The organism is Streptomyces sp. CB01373, assembly GCF_002803075.1.
In the GTDB taxonomy this organism is placed as follows: domain Bacteria; phylum Actinomycetota; class Actinomycetes; order Streptomycetales; family Streptomycetaceae; genus Streptomyces.
In genome coordinates this window covers 560,407-576,297 of sequence record NZ_NNBK01000001.1, presented here as the reverse complement: position 1 = coordinate 576,297, position 15,891 = coordinate 560,407, and the positions used below count along the sequence as shown (strand labels likewise).

Sequence of the window (15,891 nt, the reverse complement as noted above, 5' to 3'; positions counted from 1 at the left end):
TCACAACAGCCGGACCCGCCAGGCCAGTACGCCGCCGGAGACGCCGGGCCGCAGCTGTACGCGCACGCGCAGGGCGGTGGCGGTCACCGGGTCGAAGGAGACGTCGTTGAACGTGTCGGTGGCCGTGCCGTACGCGGATGCGCCGCTCACCGGTTGCCAGGCACCCGCGGGAGTCCGGTACTCCAGCCGCCAGGACCGCGGTACCCGGCAGGCGCCGTGGCCGGTGTCGTCGTACCAGTACACCGACACCCCGCTCGCGCGGACCGGCTCGGCGTACTCGTACCGCACCCACTCCTCCGTGCCGGTCCGGTCCCACCAGGTGAAGCGGGGAATGGACTGGTCGTAGGAGTCCCGGGGCCCGGCCGTGGCGTTGATGACCAGGGCCTGGGGGCTGTCCACGCCGCTGAAGGACGCGGTGCACGCGACCCACTCATGGGCCCTCCGGCCCGATCCCGCCGTGGGAAACGAGGTGATGCGCAGCCGTGCGGCGGCGGACGGGATCAGCGTGACGTGCTCGACCGGTTCGGTGGTGCGCGCCGGGCTCTGCTGGAGCGGCGCGACCACGTTCTCGTCGTCGGCCTGCCAGGCGGGGACGCGGCGCGCCCTGGCCTTCATGCGGACGGGGGTGCCGGTGTGGGTGAACGGGTTGGCGGCGCGGGCGCGGGTGCGCTCCAGGGTGAGGGAGCGGGCGGGGTCCTTCTCGTCCAGCACCAGGGCGTAGTTCCACGGCGAGGCCGGGCGCACCTCGTACTCGGGCCAGTCCTCGGTACCGGCCAACCGCGACCAGGCCTCCTCGATCTGCAGGGAGTAGGTGAGCGGACCGTGGTCGACGGAGACCGAGTCGCGGTTCGCGCCCCAGGTGCGCACGGTGGTGCGCATGGGCAGGTACAGCTCCACGGTGTCGCGGTGCTGCCAGGAGCGGTCGAGGACCAGGTAACCGCCGCTGCCGCGGGCCTGCGCGGGCCGGCCGTTCACCCGCACCGAGGGGGCCCGGCACCATCCCGGTACGCGCAGGTACAGCGGGAAGCGCACCGTCCTGGGAGTGGACAGGGTGAAGGTGACGGTCTCGTCGAACGGGTAGTCGGTGCGCTCGGCGATGGTGACCGTGGTGCCGTCGGCGACGTCGGCGCGCACCGAGGACTCCGCGTACAGCGAGGCGCACAGGCCGCCGTCGGCGCTGGCCAGCCAGAGTTCCTCGGCGTAGTAGGGCCAGCCCATGCCGTAGTTGTGCGGGCAGCAGCGGTACTGGTGGATGCCGCGCAGGTACGCCTGCATGGCGAAGCGGTTGTCGAACTGGCCGTGTGTCTTGGGGACGTTGTCGAGCTGGACGCCGTTGGCGGAGGTCGCGTAGTGGATGGCCTTCTGCAGCGGGTCGAGGGCCGCCGGCAGCATATTCAGCGCCAGTTCCTCGCAGCGGTCGGCCCACACCGCGTCGCCGGTGATGCGGGTGAGCATCTGGTGGCTGTGCATGAACTCGACGATGCCGCAGGTCTCGAAGCCCTGGCGGGGGTCGTGGTAGCCGTCGCGGGCGTTCTCGTCCCCGGCGAAGCCGCCGCCGGGGAACTGCCCGTACCGGCGCATCACGGTGTCGTAGACGCGGTAGGTGGCGTCGCGGAAGGCCGAACCGCCCGCCAGGACGCCGTACTGGGCCGGTTCGCGGAAGCCCTGGGCCAGGTTGACGTTGTGCCAGGTCGGTATCGAGGTGGTGTAGTCGGCGCTGTGGGCGTGCAGGGTGTGCACCAGGTCGAGGAGCCAGGAGTCGCCGGTGCGGTTGTACAGCCAGTAGGCCGTGTCGATGGTGTCGCCGCAGCGTGCGGAGCCCCAGCCCTGCCCGAACAGGGTGCCCGGCTGGGCGTGGAGGTACTTCAGCCAGCCCTGCAGGGCGGGGACGACCCGGTCGTCGCCGCTGTACTCGTGCCAGGTGCGCAGCGCGTCGAGGACCGGCATGTACGGCCAGAAGTCCGGGCCTCCGTTCAGCGCCGTACGCAGGGCGGCGGGGCCGAAGAAGCCGTCCGGCTGCCGGGTGGCGAGGATGCGGTCCATCCAGGCGCGGGTCAGCTCCAGCGTCCCGGCGTCGCCGGTGACGTAGCCGAGGTCGCCGAAACCGCGCAGCCAGTACGGCAGTTCCTCCCAGCCGTCCCGCTCGGGCACGGCCCAGCCGCTGGTGGCCGGGGACAGGTACTCGGAGACCTCCGGCATGCGCCCGCCCAGGCCGTTGAGCTGGAGGTCGAGCTGTTCGCGCAGCCAGCCCTTGGGGGTGATGCTGCCCGGGGGAAGGCGCAGGAAGGGTTCCTGCCGTAACGGGGCCCGGTTGGCCGGGTACCGGCTGAGGGCGTGGGCGGGACCGACGAGGTGCACCGGCGGCCGGGGCGCTGCGGCCTGCGCGGGCAGAGCCGCCGTTCCCGCCAGCGCGGCGCCACCGACGACGGCCAGTGAGCGGTTGAGGAACGTACGACGTTCCATGCGGACGTCCTTCCTGAACTGTCGAAGGTGGGACAGGGCGGTGGAACGACGTCCAGGAGCGCCGGCCGGCGGCGTTGGCGGAGGGTGGGACGACCGGCGCGCGCGGAACGCCCAAGGCGCCGCACGGACATGACGTCAGCGCGCCTTATAACGTTGCAGAGATTTCCGCCGACAGGAATGACAGCACGCGCGAGCAGTCGTGTCCAGACCTCGAACGGCCCGCGATCGCCGCTGACTTGGTGGTCTTCCCGTCCGCACGGGGTCGGTCCGCATCCGTTGACCCCGAGGTCTGGACAGGGTTGTGGGGGCCCTGCTTTCATGCTCCCGCGCCGACTTTTCCAACGTTATACAAGAACGCCTCCGACGCGCTTCCCCTGTGCCGCCCGGCGCGGGGGCCACTTCGGCGCAGGTTCAGGCGTGGAGAATTTCCGTTACGGAAAGGGTGAGCATGAGCCCAGGCAGACTCCGAATACCCTTCCTCGGCCGACTCGCTGCGTTGCTGCCGCTGTTGCTGGGCGCCGCGCTGCTGGTGCCGGCCCAGGTCAGTGCCGCACCGGCCGCGGCGTCCGCTCCCTCCGCCGAGGCCACCGACCTCGGTCTGCGAGGCGACTACTACCGGATGTCCAGCATCTCGGCGCTGGACTTCGCGTCGTACACCGGCACCCGGATCGACAACTCCCTCTACGTCGACGACCTGCTGCCCGCGCTGCGCGCCTACGCCGGCACCACGGACAACGTCGCGGTGCGCTGGACGGGCCGGCTCCAGGTGCCCGCGGACGGCGCCTACACCTTCTACATCAAGGGCGACAACGGCTTCCGGATGTCCCTCGACGGGGCCAGTGTCATCGACCACTGGACCACCGACTGGGACGTCCAGACCACGTCCGAGGCGATCACGCTGAAGGCCGGTCTGCACGACCTGGCCGTCGACTACAACCAGGGCAACGGCGGCGCCTACCTGCACACCGAGTGGTCGGGTCCGGGCTTCTCCCGCCGGCCGCTCCCCGACTCGGCGCTGCACCTGCCGGCCGGGTTCTCCCCCGCCGACGCCAAGGGCACCGTCGCCGCGACCGGCAGGACCGCCACGATCGAACTGCCCTCCGCCGTCAAGGCCGTTCCGGCCGACGCGGCCAAGCACCTCGCACTGGTCTCCGGCGGCACCCTGTGGTCCGGCACGGTCGCCAAGGACCCCAAGAACGCCTCCAGGCTCGTCATCACCGCCGGCAAGGACGACACCCCCGTCTCGCTCAACGCCGATGTGCGGATCAGCTATGACGGAAAGGGCGGCATCACGACGGCCGGTGGCGGACTCGGGCCGTTCTCCGTGGTGGCGCAGAACGACTCCACCTGGTACTTCGCCACCAAGTGGGCCAAGGACGTCTCCGCCAAGAACGCCCTGCCCGAGTACCCGCGGCCGCAGTTGACCCGCAAGAACTGGCAGAACCTCAACGGCACCTGGCAGTTCCAGGCGACCGAGCAGAGCGCCGCGCTGCCCACCGGGAAGCTCTCCGGGAAGATCCTGGTGCCGTACCCGATGGAGTCGGGCCTGTCCGGTGTCGCCAAGCACCACGACTGGTCGCTGTATCAGCGCACCTTCACCGTGCCGAACGGCTGGAAGGTGGGCTCCGGCAACCGGCTGCGCCTGAACTTCGGCGCGGTGGACCACGAGGCCTGGGTCTACGTCAACGGCAGGCAGGTCGCCCATCACACCGGCGGCTACGAGGAGTTCAGCGCCGACGTCACCGACGCGCTCGCCGGACGCGGGGCGCAGACCCTGCTGGTGAAGGTCAAGGACACGACGGACGACAGGTACGCGCTCGGCAAGCAGTCCGCCGACCCGAGCGGCATCTGGTACACCCCGACCTCCGGCATCTGGCAGACCGTCTGGATGGAGCCGGTCCCCGAGACGAGCGTCGACTCACTGGTACTCACCCCGGACCTGGCGGACAAGTCGCTCTCCGTCACCGTGCGTCCCACCGCCGGGACCTCGCCGACGGCGAAGGTCACCGCCACCGCCTATGCCGGCAACAAGGCCGTGGCCTCGGTCACCGGCCCGGCCGGTACCGCGCTGCGCCTCCCGGTCGGCAAGCCGCACCTGTGGAGCCCGGACGACCCGTACCTGTACAACCTCAAGGTGACCCTGGACGGCGGACGGGCCGGAAAGGACGAGGTCGGCTCCTACTTCGGCATGCGCTCGATCGAGGTCGCCCCGGTCGGCGGCGTCAACAAGATCGTGCTCAACGGCAGGCCCACCTTCGTGATGGCCACCCTGGACCAGGGGTTCTGGCCGGACGGCCTGTACACCGCGCCGACCGACGCGGCCCTCAAGTACGACCTGGTGGAGCACAAGAACCTCGGCTTCAACGCGGTGCGCAAGCACATCAAGGTGGAGCCCGCCCGCTGGTACTACTGGGCCGACCGCCTCGGTCTGATGGTGTGGCAGGACATGCCGAGCCGCATGACGGCCGCGGCCGGCACCCCGGAGACCCGGACGTTCACCGACCAGGTGCACACGATCGTCGACCAGCACATCAGCAGCCCGTCGATCGTCATGTGGACGATGATGAACGAGGGCTGGGGCGAATGGAGCAAGGCCGCCACCGGTGAGCTCGCGGACGCGGTCAAGAAGCAGGACCCGTCCCGGCTGGTGGACGCCCACTCCGGAGTCAACTGCTGTGCTTCCAAGGGCGATTCGGGTCGCGGTGACATCATTGACTTCCACGACTACCACGGCCCGGCGAACCCCGCCCCCGACGCCGGCCGGGCCTCCGTGGACGGGGAGCACGGCGGCTACTCGTACGTCGTTCCCGGCCACATCCTCGGGACCGCCGGCGGTCAGGACTACGGTGACGCCGCCACCAGCGCCGAGGAGCTGACCAAGGCGTACGTGGAGAACACCAGGAAGCTCATCCAGCGTGCCTCCTGCGGGCTCTCGGGCTCGGTCTACACCCAGGTCACGGACGTGGAGGGCGAGCTCAACGGCCTGCTCACCTACGACCGCAAGGTGGTCAAGGTCCAGCCCGGACCGGTGCGGGAGATCAACCAGCAGGTGATCGCGGCCGGTTCCGCCGCGGGCGGGGCGAACGTCCCGAAGGGCACCCCCGGACTGGCCGGAGTGTCCTGGTGGCCGCTGCACCAGGAGTCCGGCACGACCGCCACCGACGTCGCGGGGCGCCACGACGGCACCCTCAAGGGCGGGGCGGCCTGGACCACCGGCCCGAACGGCGGCGCGGTGCTGCTGAACGGCAGCACCGGTCACGTCGACGCCGGCGCGCCCGTCCTGGACACCGAGAAGGGCGACTACTCGGTGGCCGCCTGGGTCCGCCTCGACGACAAGGGGCACTTCAGCACCGCGGTGTCCGTCGACGGCGACAGGAGCAGCGTTTTCTACCTCCAGTACTCCCAGGCCGACAAGCGGTTCGCGTTCAGCTTCTCCGGCGCCCGGGCGCTGGCGAACAGCATCGGGGAGCCCGAGGCCGGGAAGTGGTACCACCTGGTCGGCAGCTACAACCACCAGGACGGCGCGCTGCGGATCTACGTGGACGGCACCCAGGCCGGTTCCACCCGCGCCTGCAACGGCGAGGTGCCCGCCGGAAACCTGGTGATCGGCCGCGGCAAGTACAACGGCGGCCCGGTCGACCACTGGGCCGGCGCGATCGCCGACGTCCACGCCTACGACCGCGCCCTGAGCGGCGCCGAGGTGGCCTCGCTGGCGGCCGGCGAACCCACCGCGCCCGCCAGGCGGTGACGGCGGCGGGAGGCCCCCGGTCCACCCCGGGGGCCTCCCGCCCCGGCCCGCTCCCTGATCCGGCCTGATCCGAACGAAAGACCCTTGCCGAGCACGCGCACCACGCCACATTCCACCCCGCGGCCCCGGCGGCGACCGGACGACCTCGTCGGCCGCGCCGTGCCAGAGCAGTCGCCCCACCACGCAAGGAGTGCAACGACCATGACCAGCCCTCGCAGATCCCGTCTCGTGGCCGCCGTGTGCCTCGCCGCCGCCGCGGCCCTCTCCGCCGGCTGCTCCAAGGAGGAGGGCACCGGCGCGGCCTCCTCCGACACCAGTCAGGGCGCCCAGGTGGTGCAGTCGCCGTCCGCCGACTCCTCGGGCTCCGGCTGCACCCTGGATGCCTACGGCGCCACCAAAATCGACCTGAAGGACGCGGTCGTCGGCTTCTCCCAGTCCGAGAAGGAGGCCAACCCCTTCCGGATCGCCGAGACCCGGTCCATCAAGGACGAGGCCGCCAAGCTGGGCGTCAAGAAGCTGCTCACCACCAACGCCCAGTCCCAGCTCTCCAAGCAGATCAGCGACATCAAGGACATGCTGGCCCAGGGCGCGCAGCTGCTCATCGTGGCGCCGCTGAACTCCGACGGCCTGGAACCGGCGCTGCAGGCCGCCGCCGCCAAGCACGTGCCCGTGATCACCGTCGACCGCAAGCTCAACGCCACCGCCTGCAAGGACTATGTGGCCTTCCTCGGCTCGGACTTCGTCGAGCAGGGCAAGCGTGCGGCGGACGCGATGATCCAGGTGACCGGCGGCAAGGGGAAGGTCGCGATCCTGCTGGGCGCGTCCGGGAACAACGTCACCACCGACCGCACCAAGGGCTTCGTCGACCAGCTCAAGGCCAAGGCCCCCGGCCTGGAGATCGTGGCCCAGCAGACCGGTGAGTTCGCCCGCGACAAGGGCCAGCAGGTGATGGAGCAGCTCATCCAGTCCAAGCCGGACATCACCGCCGTGTACGCGGAGAACGACGAGATGGGCCTGGGCGCCGTCACCGCGCTCAAGGGAGCCGGCAAGAAGCCCGGCAAGGACGTCAAGATCATCTCCATCGACGGCACCCGCAACGCGGTGCAGGCACTCGCCGACGGCCAGTACAACGGGGTGATCGAGTCCAACCCGCGGTTCGGCCCGCTGGCCTTCGCCACCGCGCAGAAGTTCTTCGGCGGCGAGTCCATCCCGGAGAACGTGATCATCTCCGACCGCGCCTACGACGCGTCGAACGCCAAGGACTCCCTGTCCGGAGCCTACTGAGACGCCCTCGGGCCGCCCGGGCCGCCCCGGGGCCTGTCGTCACAGGCCCTGGACCGGGCGGCCCGCTCCCCGCTCACCGACCCACGGAAGGCCTGAGCCCATGGCACCCCCCGAAGCGGCAGTCGCCGCACCGCACCCGGACGCGGACGGCGCCGCGCCCCCGACGGTGCTGGAGGCCGTCGGCGTCGGCAAGCGCTTCGCCGGCGTGGTGGCGCTCGACGACGTCTCCCTGACCCTGCGCCGCGGTGAGATACACGCCCTGGTCGGCGAGAACGGCGCCGGCAAGTCCACCCTGATCAAGGTCCTCACCGGTGTGCACCGCCCCGACTCCGGGGAGCTGCGCCTGGGCGGGCGGCCGGTCTCGTTCGCCCGGCCGCACGAGGCGCAGCAGGCCGGCGTGTCCACCATCTACCAGGAGGTCAACCTCGTCCCGATGATGAGCGTGGCGCGGAACATCTTCCTGGGCCGCGAGCCCAAGAACCGCCTGCGCCTGATCGACTTCCCCCGGATGCACCGGGAGGCGGCCGAGTTGCTGGCCGGCTTCGGGGTCACGGCCGACGTGCGCCGCCCCCTGAACAGCCTGGGCGTGGGCACCCAGCAGATGGTGGCGCTGGCCCGCGCGGTCTCGGTGCGGGCCCAGGTGGTGGTGATGGACGAGCCGACCTCCGCACTGGAGCCGCGCGAGGTGGAGACGCTCTTCCGGGTCGTCGAGGAACTGCACAGCCGCGACATCGCCATCCTCTACGTCAGCCACCGGATGGACGAGCTGTACCGCATCTGCGACCGGGTCACCGTGCTCCGCGACGGACGGCTGGTGCACACCGGCCCGCTCGCGGACACGGACCGGATGCAGTTGGTCTCGATGATGCTCGGCCGGGAGGTCGCCGAGGTCCGCCGGCACGGCGTCACCGGCTTCGGCGGCGAGCACGACGCCGCCCGCGAACCGGTGCTCACCGCCGAGAAGCTGAGCCGCCGCCACCTGCTGGACGAGGTGTCACTGGAACTGCGTCCGGGGGAGGTTCTGGGCCTGGGCGGCCTGCTGGGTTCCGGGCGCACCGAGACCGCCAAGGCCCTGGTCGGCGCGCTGCCACTGGACTCCGGCACGGTCTCGGTGGCGGGCAGGCCGCTGCGCCGCCTGTCCCCCGCCGCGGCGATCAGGGCCGGCGTCAGCCTGCTCTCCGAGGACCGCAAGGCCGAGGGCATCGTGCCCGGTCTGTCGGTGCGGGAGAACATCGTCCTGGCCGCCATGCCCCGCCTGTCCCGGGCCGGTGTCGTCTCCCGCAAGCAGCAGGACCGCATCGTGGAGATCTTCATGAAGCGGCTGCGGATCAAGGCGTCGGGCCCCCAGCAGAAGGTCGAGGAGCTCTCCGGCGGCAACCAGCAGAAGGTGCTGCTGGCGCGCTGGCTGTGCCTGGAGCCCAAGGTGCTGCTGCTGGACGAGCCCACCCGAGGGATCGACGTCGGCGCCAAGGCCGAGGTGCAGACCCTCATCGACGAACTGGCGCAGGAGGGGCTCGCGGTGCTGCTGATCTCCTCCGACGTCGAGGAGCTGGTGGAGGGCGCGGACCGGCTGGTGGTGCTGCGCGGCGGCGCGGTGGCCGGTGAGCTGGCCGGCGACCTGGTCGGCGAGGCGGAACTGCTGGACGCGCTGGCCGCGCACACCCCCGAGCCCGAACCCGAGCCCGAGCCCGCCGCCGAAACGCCGCACACGTCATCGCACACGGACGAGGAGCAGGAATGACCCAGCTGTCGCCGGCACTGGGACGGAGCGCGGTCCGGCTCGCCGCACCGGCCTGGTTCCAGAAGTACGGCGTCTACACGGCGGTGCTGGTGCTGCTCGCCTTCAACGCCGCGTTCACCGAGCACTTCCTGACCGTGGCCAACCTGCGGACCCAGCTCGTGCAGGTCTCCCCGGTCGTCATCGTGGCGCTCGGCATGGCGCTCGTCATCGGCACCGAGGGCGTGGACCTGTCCGTGGGGTCCGCGATGGCACTGGCCGCCGCGCTGCTGCCGCTCTACCTCGGCTACGGGCTGGTCCCGGCACTGCTCATGGCGCTGCTGGCCGGGGTCTTCGTGGGCGCGGTCAACGGCACCCTGGTCGCCGTGGTGGGCCTGCAGCCCATCGTGGCCACCCTGGCCCTGTTCGTGGGCGGCCGGGGCCTGGCCCTGGTGATGGCCGACGGGCAGCTCAAGCAGATCGCCAACCCGGACCTGCTGGCACTGGGCAGCGGGGAGGTGCTGGGCATCCCCGTGGTGGTACTGACCGCGGGCGTCCTGGCACTGGCGGTGGCCGGGGTCGTGCACCGCACCACCTTCGGCCGGCAACTGGTCGCGGTGGGCGGCAACCGGGCCGCCGCCAGACTCTCCGGGCTGCCGGTCAAGCGGGTCCTGATCGGCGTCTACGTCCTGTGCGGCGTCCTGGCGGCGCTCGCCGGCGTACTGGCCACCGCCCGGCTGACCGCCAGCGATCCCTCCGCGCTCGGCAACCTCATGGAACTGTCCGCGATCACCGCGGTGGTCGTCGGCGGCACACCGCTGACCGGCGGCTCGGTGCGGGTGCTGGGCACCGTCACCGGCGCGCTGCTGATGCAGCTCCTGCGGGCCACCCTGGTCAAGCACGATCTGCCGGACTCCACCGCGCAGATCGCCCAGGCCGTCATCATCCTCGTCGCCGTCTACGTCGCACGGGAGCGTCGGTCCCGATGAAGTCACTCACCAGCCCCCGGCAGTCGCCGGCCGCTCTCCGTCCGACGGCCGCGGCCCCCTCCCCGGCCACCGGCCAGGAGCGGATCACCGAACTCCTGCAACGGCACGGCGCCCTCGCCGTCCTGGTCGCGGTCGTCCTGGTCTCCTCGTTCGTCTTCCCGTCCTTCGGCACGCTCGACAACGCCCAGAACATCGCCGTACAGGCGTCGTTCATCGCCGTCGTCGCCCTGGGCATGACCCTCGTGATCATCACCGGCGGCATCGACCTCTCGGTCGGCTCGGTGTTCGCGCTCGGCGGCGTACTGGCCGCCTGGGCCTCGCAGTACGGCATCTGGGCCGCGCTGCTCCTGCCGCTGGCCGTCTGCGGGGCGATCGGCACCCTGAACGGGCTGCTGATCGCACGGGCCGGCATGGCCCCGTTCATCGTCACCCTGGCCACCCTGCTCGGGGCCCGCGGCCTGCTCCTCGCCCTGACCGACGAGGGCGCCACCACCTATCTGGTGCCTCGGGACTCGGCGTTCGCCGAACTCGGCCAGGGCACGGTGGGCGGCTTCGGGTATCCGGTGCTCATCGCGCTGGCGCTGTTCGCCGCCGGCGGGGTGGTGTTGCAGCGCACCTCGTTCGGCCAGTCGCTGTTCGCCGTCGGCGGCAGCCCCGACGCCGCGACCCTGATGGGACTTCCGGTGGCCCGCACCCGGGTCCTGGTCTACACGCTCAGCGGCCTCCTTGCCGGGTTCGCCGGCGCGCTCAACGCCGCCCGGCTGTCCTCCGGGGTCACGATCATCGGCGTGGGCATGGAGCTGGACGCCATCGCCGCGGTCGTCATCGGCGGCACCCTGCTGATAGGCGGCGCCGGCTCGGTGAACGGCACCCTGTGGGGAGTGCTGCTGCTCGCGGTCATCCAGAACCTGATCAACCAGATAGGCTCGCTCAATTCGTCCTACCAGTCCGTGGTCAGCGGCGGCTTCCTCATCGTGGTGGTCGTGGCCCAGCGGTACCTGGCACGGGCACGCCGCACCTGATGACAGACGCCGTGCCGCAGGACCCGTCGGTGTCCTGCGCCCGGCCCGACAAGGAGGGAACGCCTTGGGCGTCAGCCTCAAGGACGTCGCGCAGCGAGCGGGAGTGTCCATCAAGACCGTCTCGAACGTCGTCAATGACTATCCGCACGTCACCCCCGCCATGCGGGCCCGGGTGCGGCAGGCGATCGACGAGCTCGGCTACCGCCCCAATCTCACCGCGCGCCACCTGCGCAAGGGCCGCACCGGGATCATCGCGCTGGCCGTCCCCGAACTCGGCAACCCGTACTTCGCCGAGCTGGCCAGCGCGGTCATCGACGCCGCCGCACGCCACCACTACACCGTGCTCCTCGACCACACCGCCGGCCTGCGGGAGAAGGAGATGCTCGTCTGCCAGGGCTTCCGGACCCATGTGATCGACGGTCTGATCCTCTCGCCGATCGAACTGGAGAACGCGGACCTGCGCGGCCGCACCGACACCTCGCCGCTCGTGCTGCTCGGCGAGCGGGAGTACGACGCCCCCTACGACCACATCGCGATCGACAACGTGGCCGCCGCCCGCAGCGCGGTCCGGCACCTGGTCGGGATGGGACGGCAGCGGATCGCCTTCCTCGGCGCGCGGGCGGAGAGCGCCCGCCAGCCCGCCCACCTGCGCCTCCAGGGGTGGCGTGAGGAACTGGCCGCGGCCGGGCTGCCGCACGACGACTCGCTGGTGGCCCCCACCGACGGCTACGGCCGGGCGGACGGCGCGCAGGCCATGGCCCTCCTGCTGGACCACGGCGTGCGGCCCGACGCGGTCTTCGCCTACAACGACCTCCAGGCGATCGGCGCCATGAGGGTGCTCGGCGAACGCGGCCTGCGCATCCCGCAGGACGTGGCGGTCGTGGGATTCGACGACATCGAGGACGGCCGCTTCGGGGCGATCACCCTGACCACCGTCTCCCCCGACAAGCAGGCCATCGCCCGCCAGGCCGTCAGCTGCGTCATCTCCCGCCTCACCGGCTCCGCCGACACCGAGCCGCGCCGGCTGCGGCCGGGACACGACCTGGTGGTACGCGAGTCGACCCTGGGCCGCCAACGCTGAACCGGCACCCGGCCGCTGAACCAGCCTGCCCTCCTCCTCCCATCCCCGAGGACCTTCATGCCACGACCCGCCCTGCGCTGCTCCCCCTTCGGCGCCACGCCCGACGGCACTCCGGTGGAGCGCTGGCACCTGGACTCAGGCCGAGGCGTGCGCGCCGAGGTACTCACCTACGGCGGCATCCTGCACGCCTTGGAGGTGCCGGACCGTGACGGAGTCGCGCGCTCGGTCGTCCTGTCGCTGACCGGGATCGAGGACTACGCCGGCCCGAGCCCGTACCTCGGTGCCCTGGTGGGGCGGTACGCCAACCGCATCGCCGACGGCCGCTTCACCCTGGACGGCCGGGCGCACCAGGTGCCGGTGAACGACCGGGGTCACGCCCTGCACGGCGGCCCCGACGGCTACGACCGGCGGATCTGGGCCGCCGCGCCCGTGGTGGGCGACGACTTCGCCGGGGTGCGCCTCACCCTGCGCAGCCCCGACGGAGACATGGGCTTTCCCGGAACGCTGGACGTCACGGCCACGTACGTCCTCGACGCCCAGGGCACCCTCTCCGTCGACTACCGTGCCGTCACCGACCGGCCGACCGTGGTCAACCTCACCAACCACGCCTACTTCAACCTGTCGGGCGCCCCCACGGTGGCCGACCACGTACTCCGACTGGACGCGGACCGGTACCTGCCGCTGACCGACGAGGGCATCCCGCACGGGCCGAGCGCGGAAACAGCGGGCACCCCCTTCGACTTCACCCGCGCGCACACCATCGGCGCCCGCCTGCACGCCCCCGACCCGCAACTGCGGGCGGCCGGCGGCTACGACCACTGCTGGGTGCTGCGCCAGCCGTCGGACGGGGAGGACCTGCGGCGTGCGGCCCGGCTGGAGGATCCGGTAAGCGGGCGGGCCCTGGAGGTGTGGACCACCGAACCGGGCCTCCAGGTGTACACCGGCAACCAGCTCGACGGGACACTCAAGGACGCGGCGGGCAACCGCCACGAGCGGTACGCCGCCGTCTGCCTGGAGACCCAGCACCTGCCCGACTCCCCGAACCACCCGGAGTACCCGAGCACGGTGCTCCGCCCGGGCTCCGTCCTGACCAGCCGCACCGAGTACCGCCTCGACCCGTAACAAGTAACTGCCCGTTGGCCCCGGGGGGCTCTGGGACACTTGAGTCCATGATCGACGGACTCGACATGGACCTGACGCCCGTGATCGCCGAACAGCCCGCCCCTCTGCTGTTCGCGACCGTCTCCGGTGCCCATCTGTACGGCTTTCCCTCGCAGGACTCCGACGTGGACCTGCGAGGCGTCCACCTGCTGCCCACCGCCGACCTGGTCGGGCTGCGCGAGCCGGAGGAGACACGGTCGCGGACGTGGGTGCGGCTGGGGGTCGAGATGGACCTCGTCACCCACGATCTGCGCAAGTTCGTACGACTGATGCTGCGGCGCAACGGCTATGTGCTGGAGCAGCTGCTCTCGCCGCTGGTCGCGCACACCACCGACGCCCACCGGGAGCTGGCCGCGTTCGTGCCGGGCGTCCTCACCCGTCACCACGCCCACCACTACCGCGGGTTCGCGGTGACCCAGTGGCGGCTGTTCGAGAAGACCGGCGAACTCAAGCCGCTGCTGTACACCTTCCGCGTACTGCTCACCGGCATCCACCTCATGCGCAGCGGCGAGGTGCAGGCTCACCTGCCGAGTCTCGCCGGCGAACCGGCCACGCCCGGCTATCTGCCCGAGCTGGTGGCCGCCAAGGCGGAACGCGAGCACGGCACGGCCGTCGTCGATCACGCGCGTGTGGCGGCCGACGTGGAGCGGCTGCACGCCGTGCTCGACGAGGCGCAGGCCGTCTCAGCCCTGCCCGAAGCGCCCACCGCTTACGACGCCCTGCACGACTTCGTGGTGCGCGTCCGGCTGACCGGCTGAGGCGCGGCGCGCCCGGAACAGAAAGTCGGCCACGCGCGCGTGGTCCGGTTCCGGCGGGAGCGGGGTGTGCAGCAGGGCCTCCTCGGCCTCGGCCGCGAGCCGGGCCATGCGGGTCTCGACCTGGGCCCAGGAGACCTCGCCCCGCTTCACCGCGAGCAGGGGCTCCCGCTGGTCGCCGACGTCGATGTGCAGCTCGCCCGTGCGCAGCAGGTCGCGGGCGGTCATCAGCAGACGGAGCAGGTGCATCGCGTGCTTCCAGCGCGGGGAGCCCGACGTACGGACGTCGGCGTCGAGCTTGCGGCGCTGGCCGAGGGCGTAGCGGGTGAAGCTGTCGTAGACCTGCCGGGAGAGGAAGGCGCCGCGCAGGTGCAGCAGTTCGCGGCCGGTGTCGTCCACGTGCTCGACCAGCGTTGAGTGCAGGCACTCCAGGATGTTGGGGTTGGCACGGAGCGCCAGTGCGCAGAAGCGTTCCAGCTCCCAGCTGAACTGTTCCGGCAGCGGACCGTCCACGTGCGTGGGCGGCTTCTCGAAGCGCCAGAACAGGGAGGTGGGGGCGAGGAAGACGCCCCGGTGGTCCGTGTCGCTGCCGTCCGTCGCCAGCCCGAAGGCCCGCGAGCCCATGACACAGGCGTAGATCGTGTGGTCGCGTACCAGGTCCTCGGGCTGCATGCCCAGGAGCGTACGCGGACCGTCACGTCGGGCTGAGCGAATTTCCCTCCACCTCGATCGGCTCGGCGGGCAGCGGCCGGGCCGGGCGGTGACGGGACTCCGCGTATCGCTCCAGACCTCCGCAGGTGGTCCGTTCCGCCCGTCGCCCGTGGCCTGGCGAGGGGCGGAACGGCGGATGCTAGCCCTGCGCGGTGAGGTGCTTCCTGAGGGAGGCGATGACCGCGGGGGCCTCCGCGGTCAGGTAGAAGTGGCCGCCGGGGTAGACCTGGAGGTCGAAGTCGCCGGTCGTGTGGCCGCGCCACGCCTCGGCCTCGGGCATCGACGTCTTGGGGTCGCTGTCACCGGTGAGGACGGTGATCGGGGCGCGGACGGTGACGTCGGGGGCGCACCGGTAGGTCTCGATCGCCTCGTAGTCGCTGCGGATGGCGGGGAGGATCATGCGCAGGATCTCCTCGTCGCCGAGCAGCGCGGTGTCGGTGCCGGCGAGGAGCTTCAGCTCGCGCACGATGCCCTCGTCGGAGAGGCGGTGCACGTTCTCGTCGCGGACGGTCGACGGCGCGCGTCGCCCGGACGCGAACAGCCGCACCAGCTCACCGCCGTCGGCCTCTAGGCGGCGGGCCACCTCGAAGGCCAGGGTGGCGCCCATGCTGTGCCCGAAGAACGTGGTCGGCCGGGCCTTGAGGGCGGGGCCGAGGGCGTCGTAGAGCTGGTCGGCGAGGGTGGCGATGTCCGTGGGCGACACTTCCTTGCGCCGGTCCTGCCGTCCCGGGTACTGCACCGCGAACACCTCCGCCACCGAGGACAGCTGGGCGGACACGGGGAAGTAGAAGGACGCCGAGCCGCCCGCGTGCGGGAAGCAGTAGAGCTGGGTGGAGCGGGAGGGGGCCGGGTGGAAGCTCCGGGCCCACAGACTCGCCTCGGTGGACGTAGGGGTTGTCACGCTTTCCTGGACCTTTCGTGAGCGCCGGCCTGACGCCGGCGGTGTTGCGTGCGACGGGT

Annotated in this window: 11 protein-coding genes; 8 read left to right on the top strand and 3 right to left on the bottom strand. The window is 71.5% G+C overall.

Going from position 1 to position 15,891, the window contains the following annotated elements; all coding sequences use genetic code 11:
- Positions 1-2,463, bottom strand: a complete 2,463-nt coding sequence (locus CG719_RS02200) for a beta-L-arabinofuranosidase domain-containing protein (protein WP_100566717.1) — start codon at positions 2,461-2,463, stop codon at positions 1-3.
- A 448-nt stretch (positions 2,464-2,911) separates the two neighbouring features.
- Between CG719_RS02200 and CG719_RS02195 the strand changes: the two genes are divergently transcribed.
- From CG719_RS02195 to CG719_RS02160, 8 genes are all read left to right on the top strand, one after another.
- Complete coding sequence (locus CG719_RS02195; RefSeq protein WP_100566716.1) at positions 2,912-6,211, top strand: LamG-like jellyroll fold domain-containing protein; 3,300 nt, start codon at positions 2,912-2,914, stop codon at positions 6,209-6,211.
- 201 nt (positions 6,212-6,412) lie between these two features.
- Positions 6,413-7,495 (top strand): ABC transporter substrate-binding protein, encoded by a 1,083-nt coding sequence (locus CG719_RS02190; protein WP_100566715.1) that lies wholly within the window; start codon positions 6,413-6,415, stop codon positions 7,493-7,495.
- A gap of 100 nt (positions 7,496-7,595) precedes the next feature.
- Positions 7,596-9,236, top strand: a complete 1,641-nt coding sequence (locus tag CG719_RS02185) for a sugar ABC transporter ATP-binding protein (protein WP_100566714.1) — start codon at positions 7,596-7,598, stop codon at positions 9,234-9,236.
- Entirely contained in the window at positions 9,233-10,201 is a 969-nt protein-coding gene (locus CG719_RS02180) for an ABC transporter permease (protein ID WP_100566713.1), read from the top strand. Before CG719_RS02185 ends, CG719_RS02180 begins: the two co-directional genes overlap by 4 nt.
- Complete coding sequence (locus tag CG719_RS02175; RefSeq protein WP_100566712.1) at positions 10,198-11,223, top strand: ABC transporter permease; 1,026 nt, start codon at positions 10,198-10,200, stop codon at positions 11,221-11,223. Before CG719_RS02180 ends, CG719_RS02175 begins: the two co-directional genes overlap by 4 nt.
- A gap of 64 nt (positions 11,224-11,287) precedes the next feature.
- Positions 11,288-12,304 carry a LacI family DNA-binding transcriptional regulator gene (locus tag CG719_RS02170; RefSeq protein ID WP_100566711.1) on the top strand — a complete coding sequence of 339 codons (1,017 nt, stop codon included), beginning with the start codon at positions 11,288-11,290 and terminating at the stop codon, positions 12,302-12,304.
- 57 nt (positions 12,305-12,361) lie between these two features.
- Positions 12,362-13,426 (top strand): aldose epimerase family protein, encoded by a 1,065-nt coding sequence (locus CG719_RS02165; RefSeq protein WP_100566710.1) that lies wholly within the window; start codon positions 12,362-12,364, stop codon positions 13,424-13,426.
- A gap of 47 nt (positions 13,427-13,473) precedes the next feature.
- Positions 13,474-14,223, top strand: coding sequence for a nucleotidyltransferase domain-containing protein (locus CG719_RS02160; protein ID WP_100566709.1), 750 nt, complete (start codon positions 13,474-13,476; stop codon positions 14,221-14,223).
- Here the strand turns inward: CG719_RS02160 and CG719_RS02155 are convergent.
- Together CG719_RS02155 and CG719_RS02150 are read right to left on the bottom strand one after the other, a co-directional pair.
- Positions 14,149-14,892: a nucleotidyltransferase domain-containing protein gene (locus CG719_RS02155; protein ID WP_100566708.1), complete on the bottom strand. Its 744-nt coding sequence runs from the start codon at positions 14,890-14,892 to the stop codon at positions 14,149-14,151. The two genes, CG719_RS02160 and CG719_RS02155, sit on opposite strands and share 75 nt — an antisense overlap.
- A 178-nt stretch (positions 14,893-15,070) precedes the next feature.
- A complete protein-coding gene (locus tag CG719_RS02150) occupies positions 15,071-15,832 on the bottom strand; it encodes a thioesterase II family protein (protein WP_100566707.1) in 762 nt (253 codons plus the stop codon).
- Positions 15,833-15,891 lie beyond the last annotated feature (59 nt).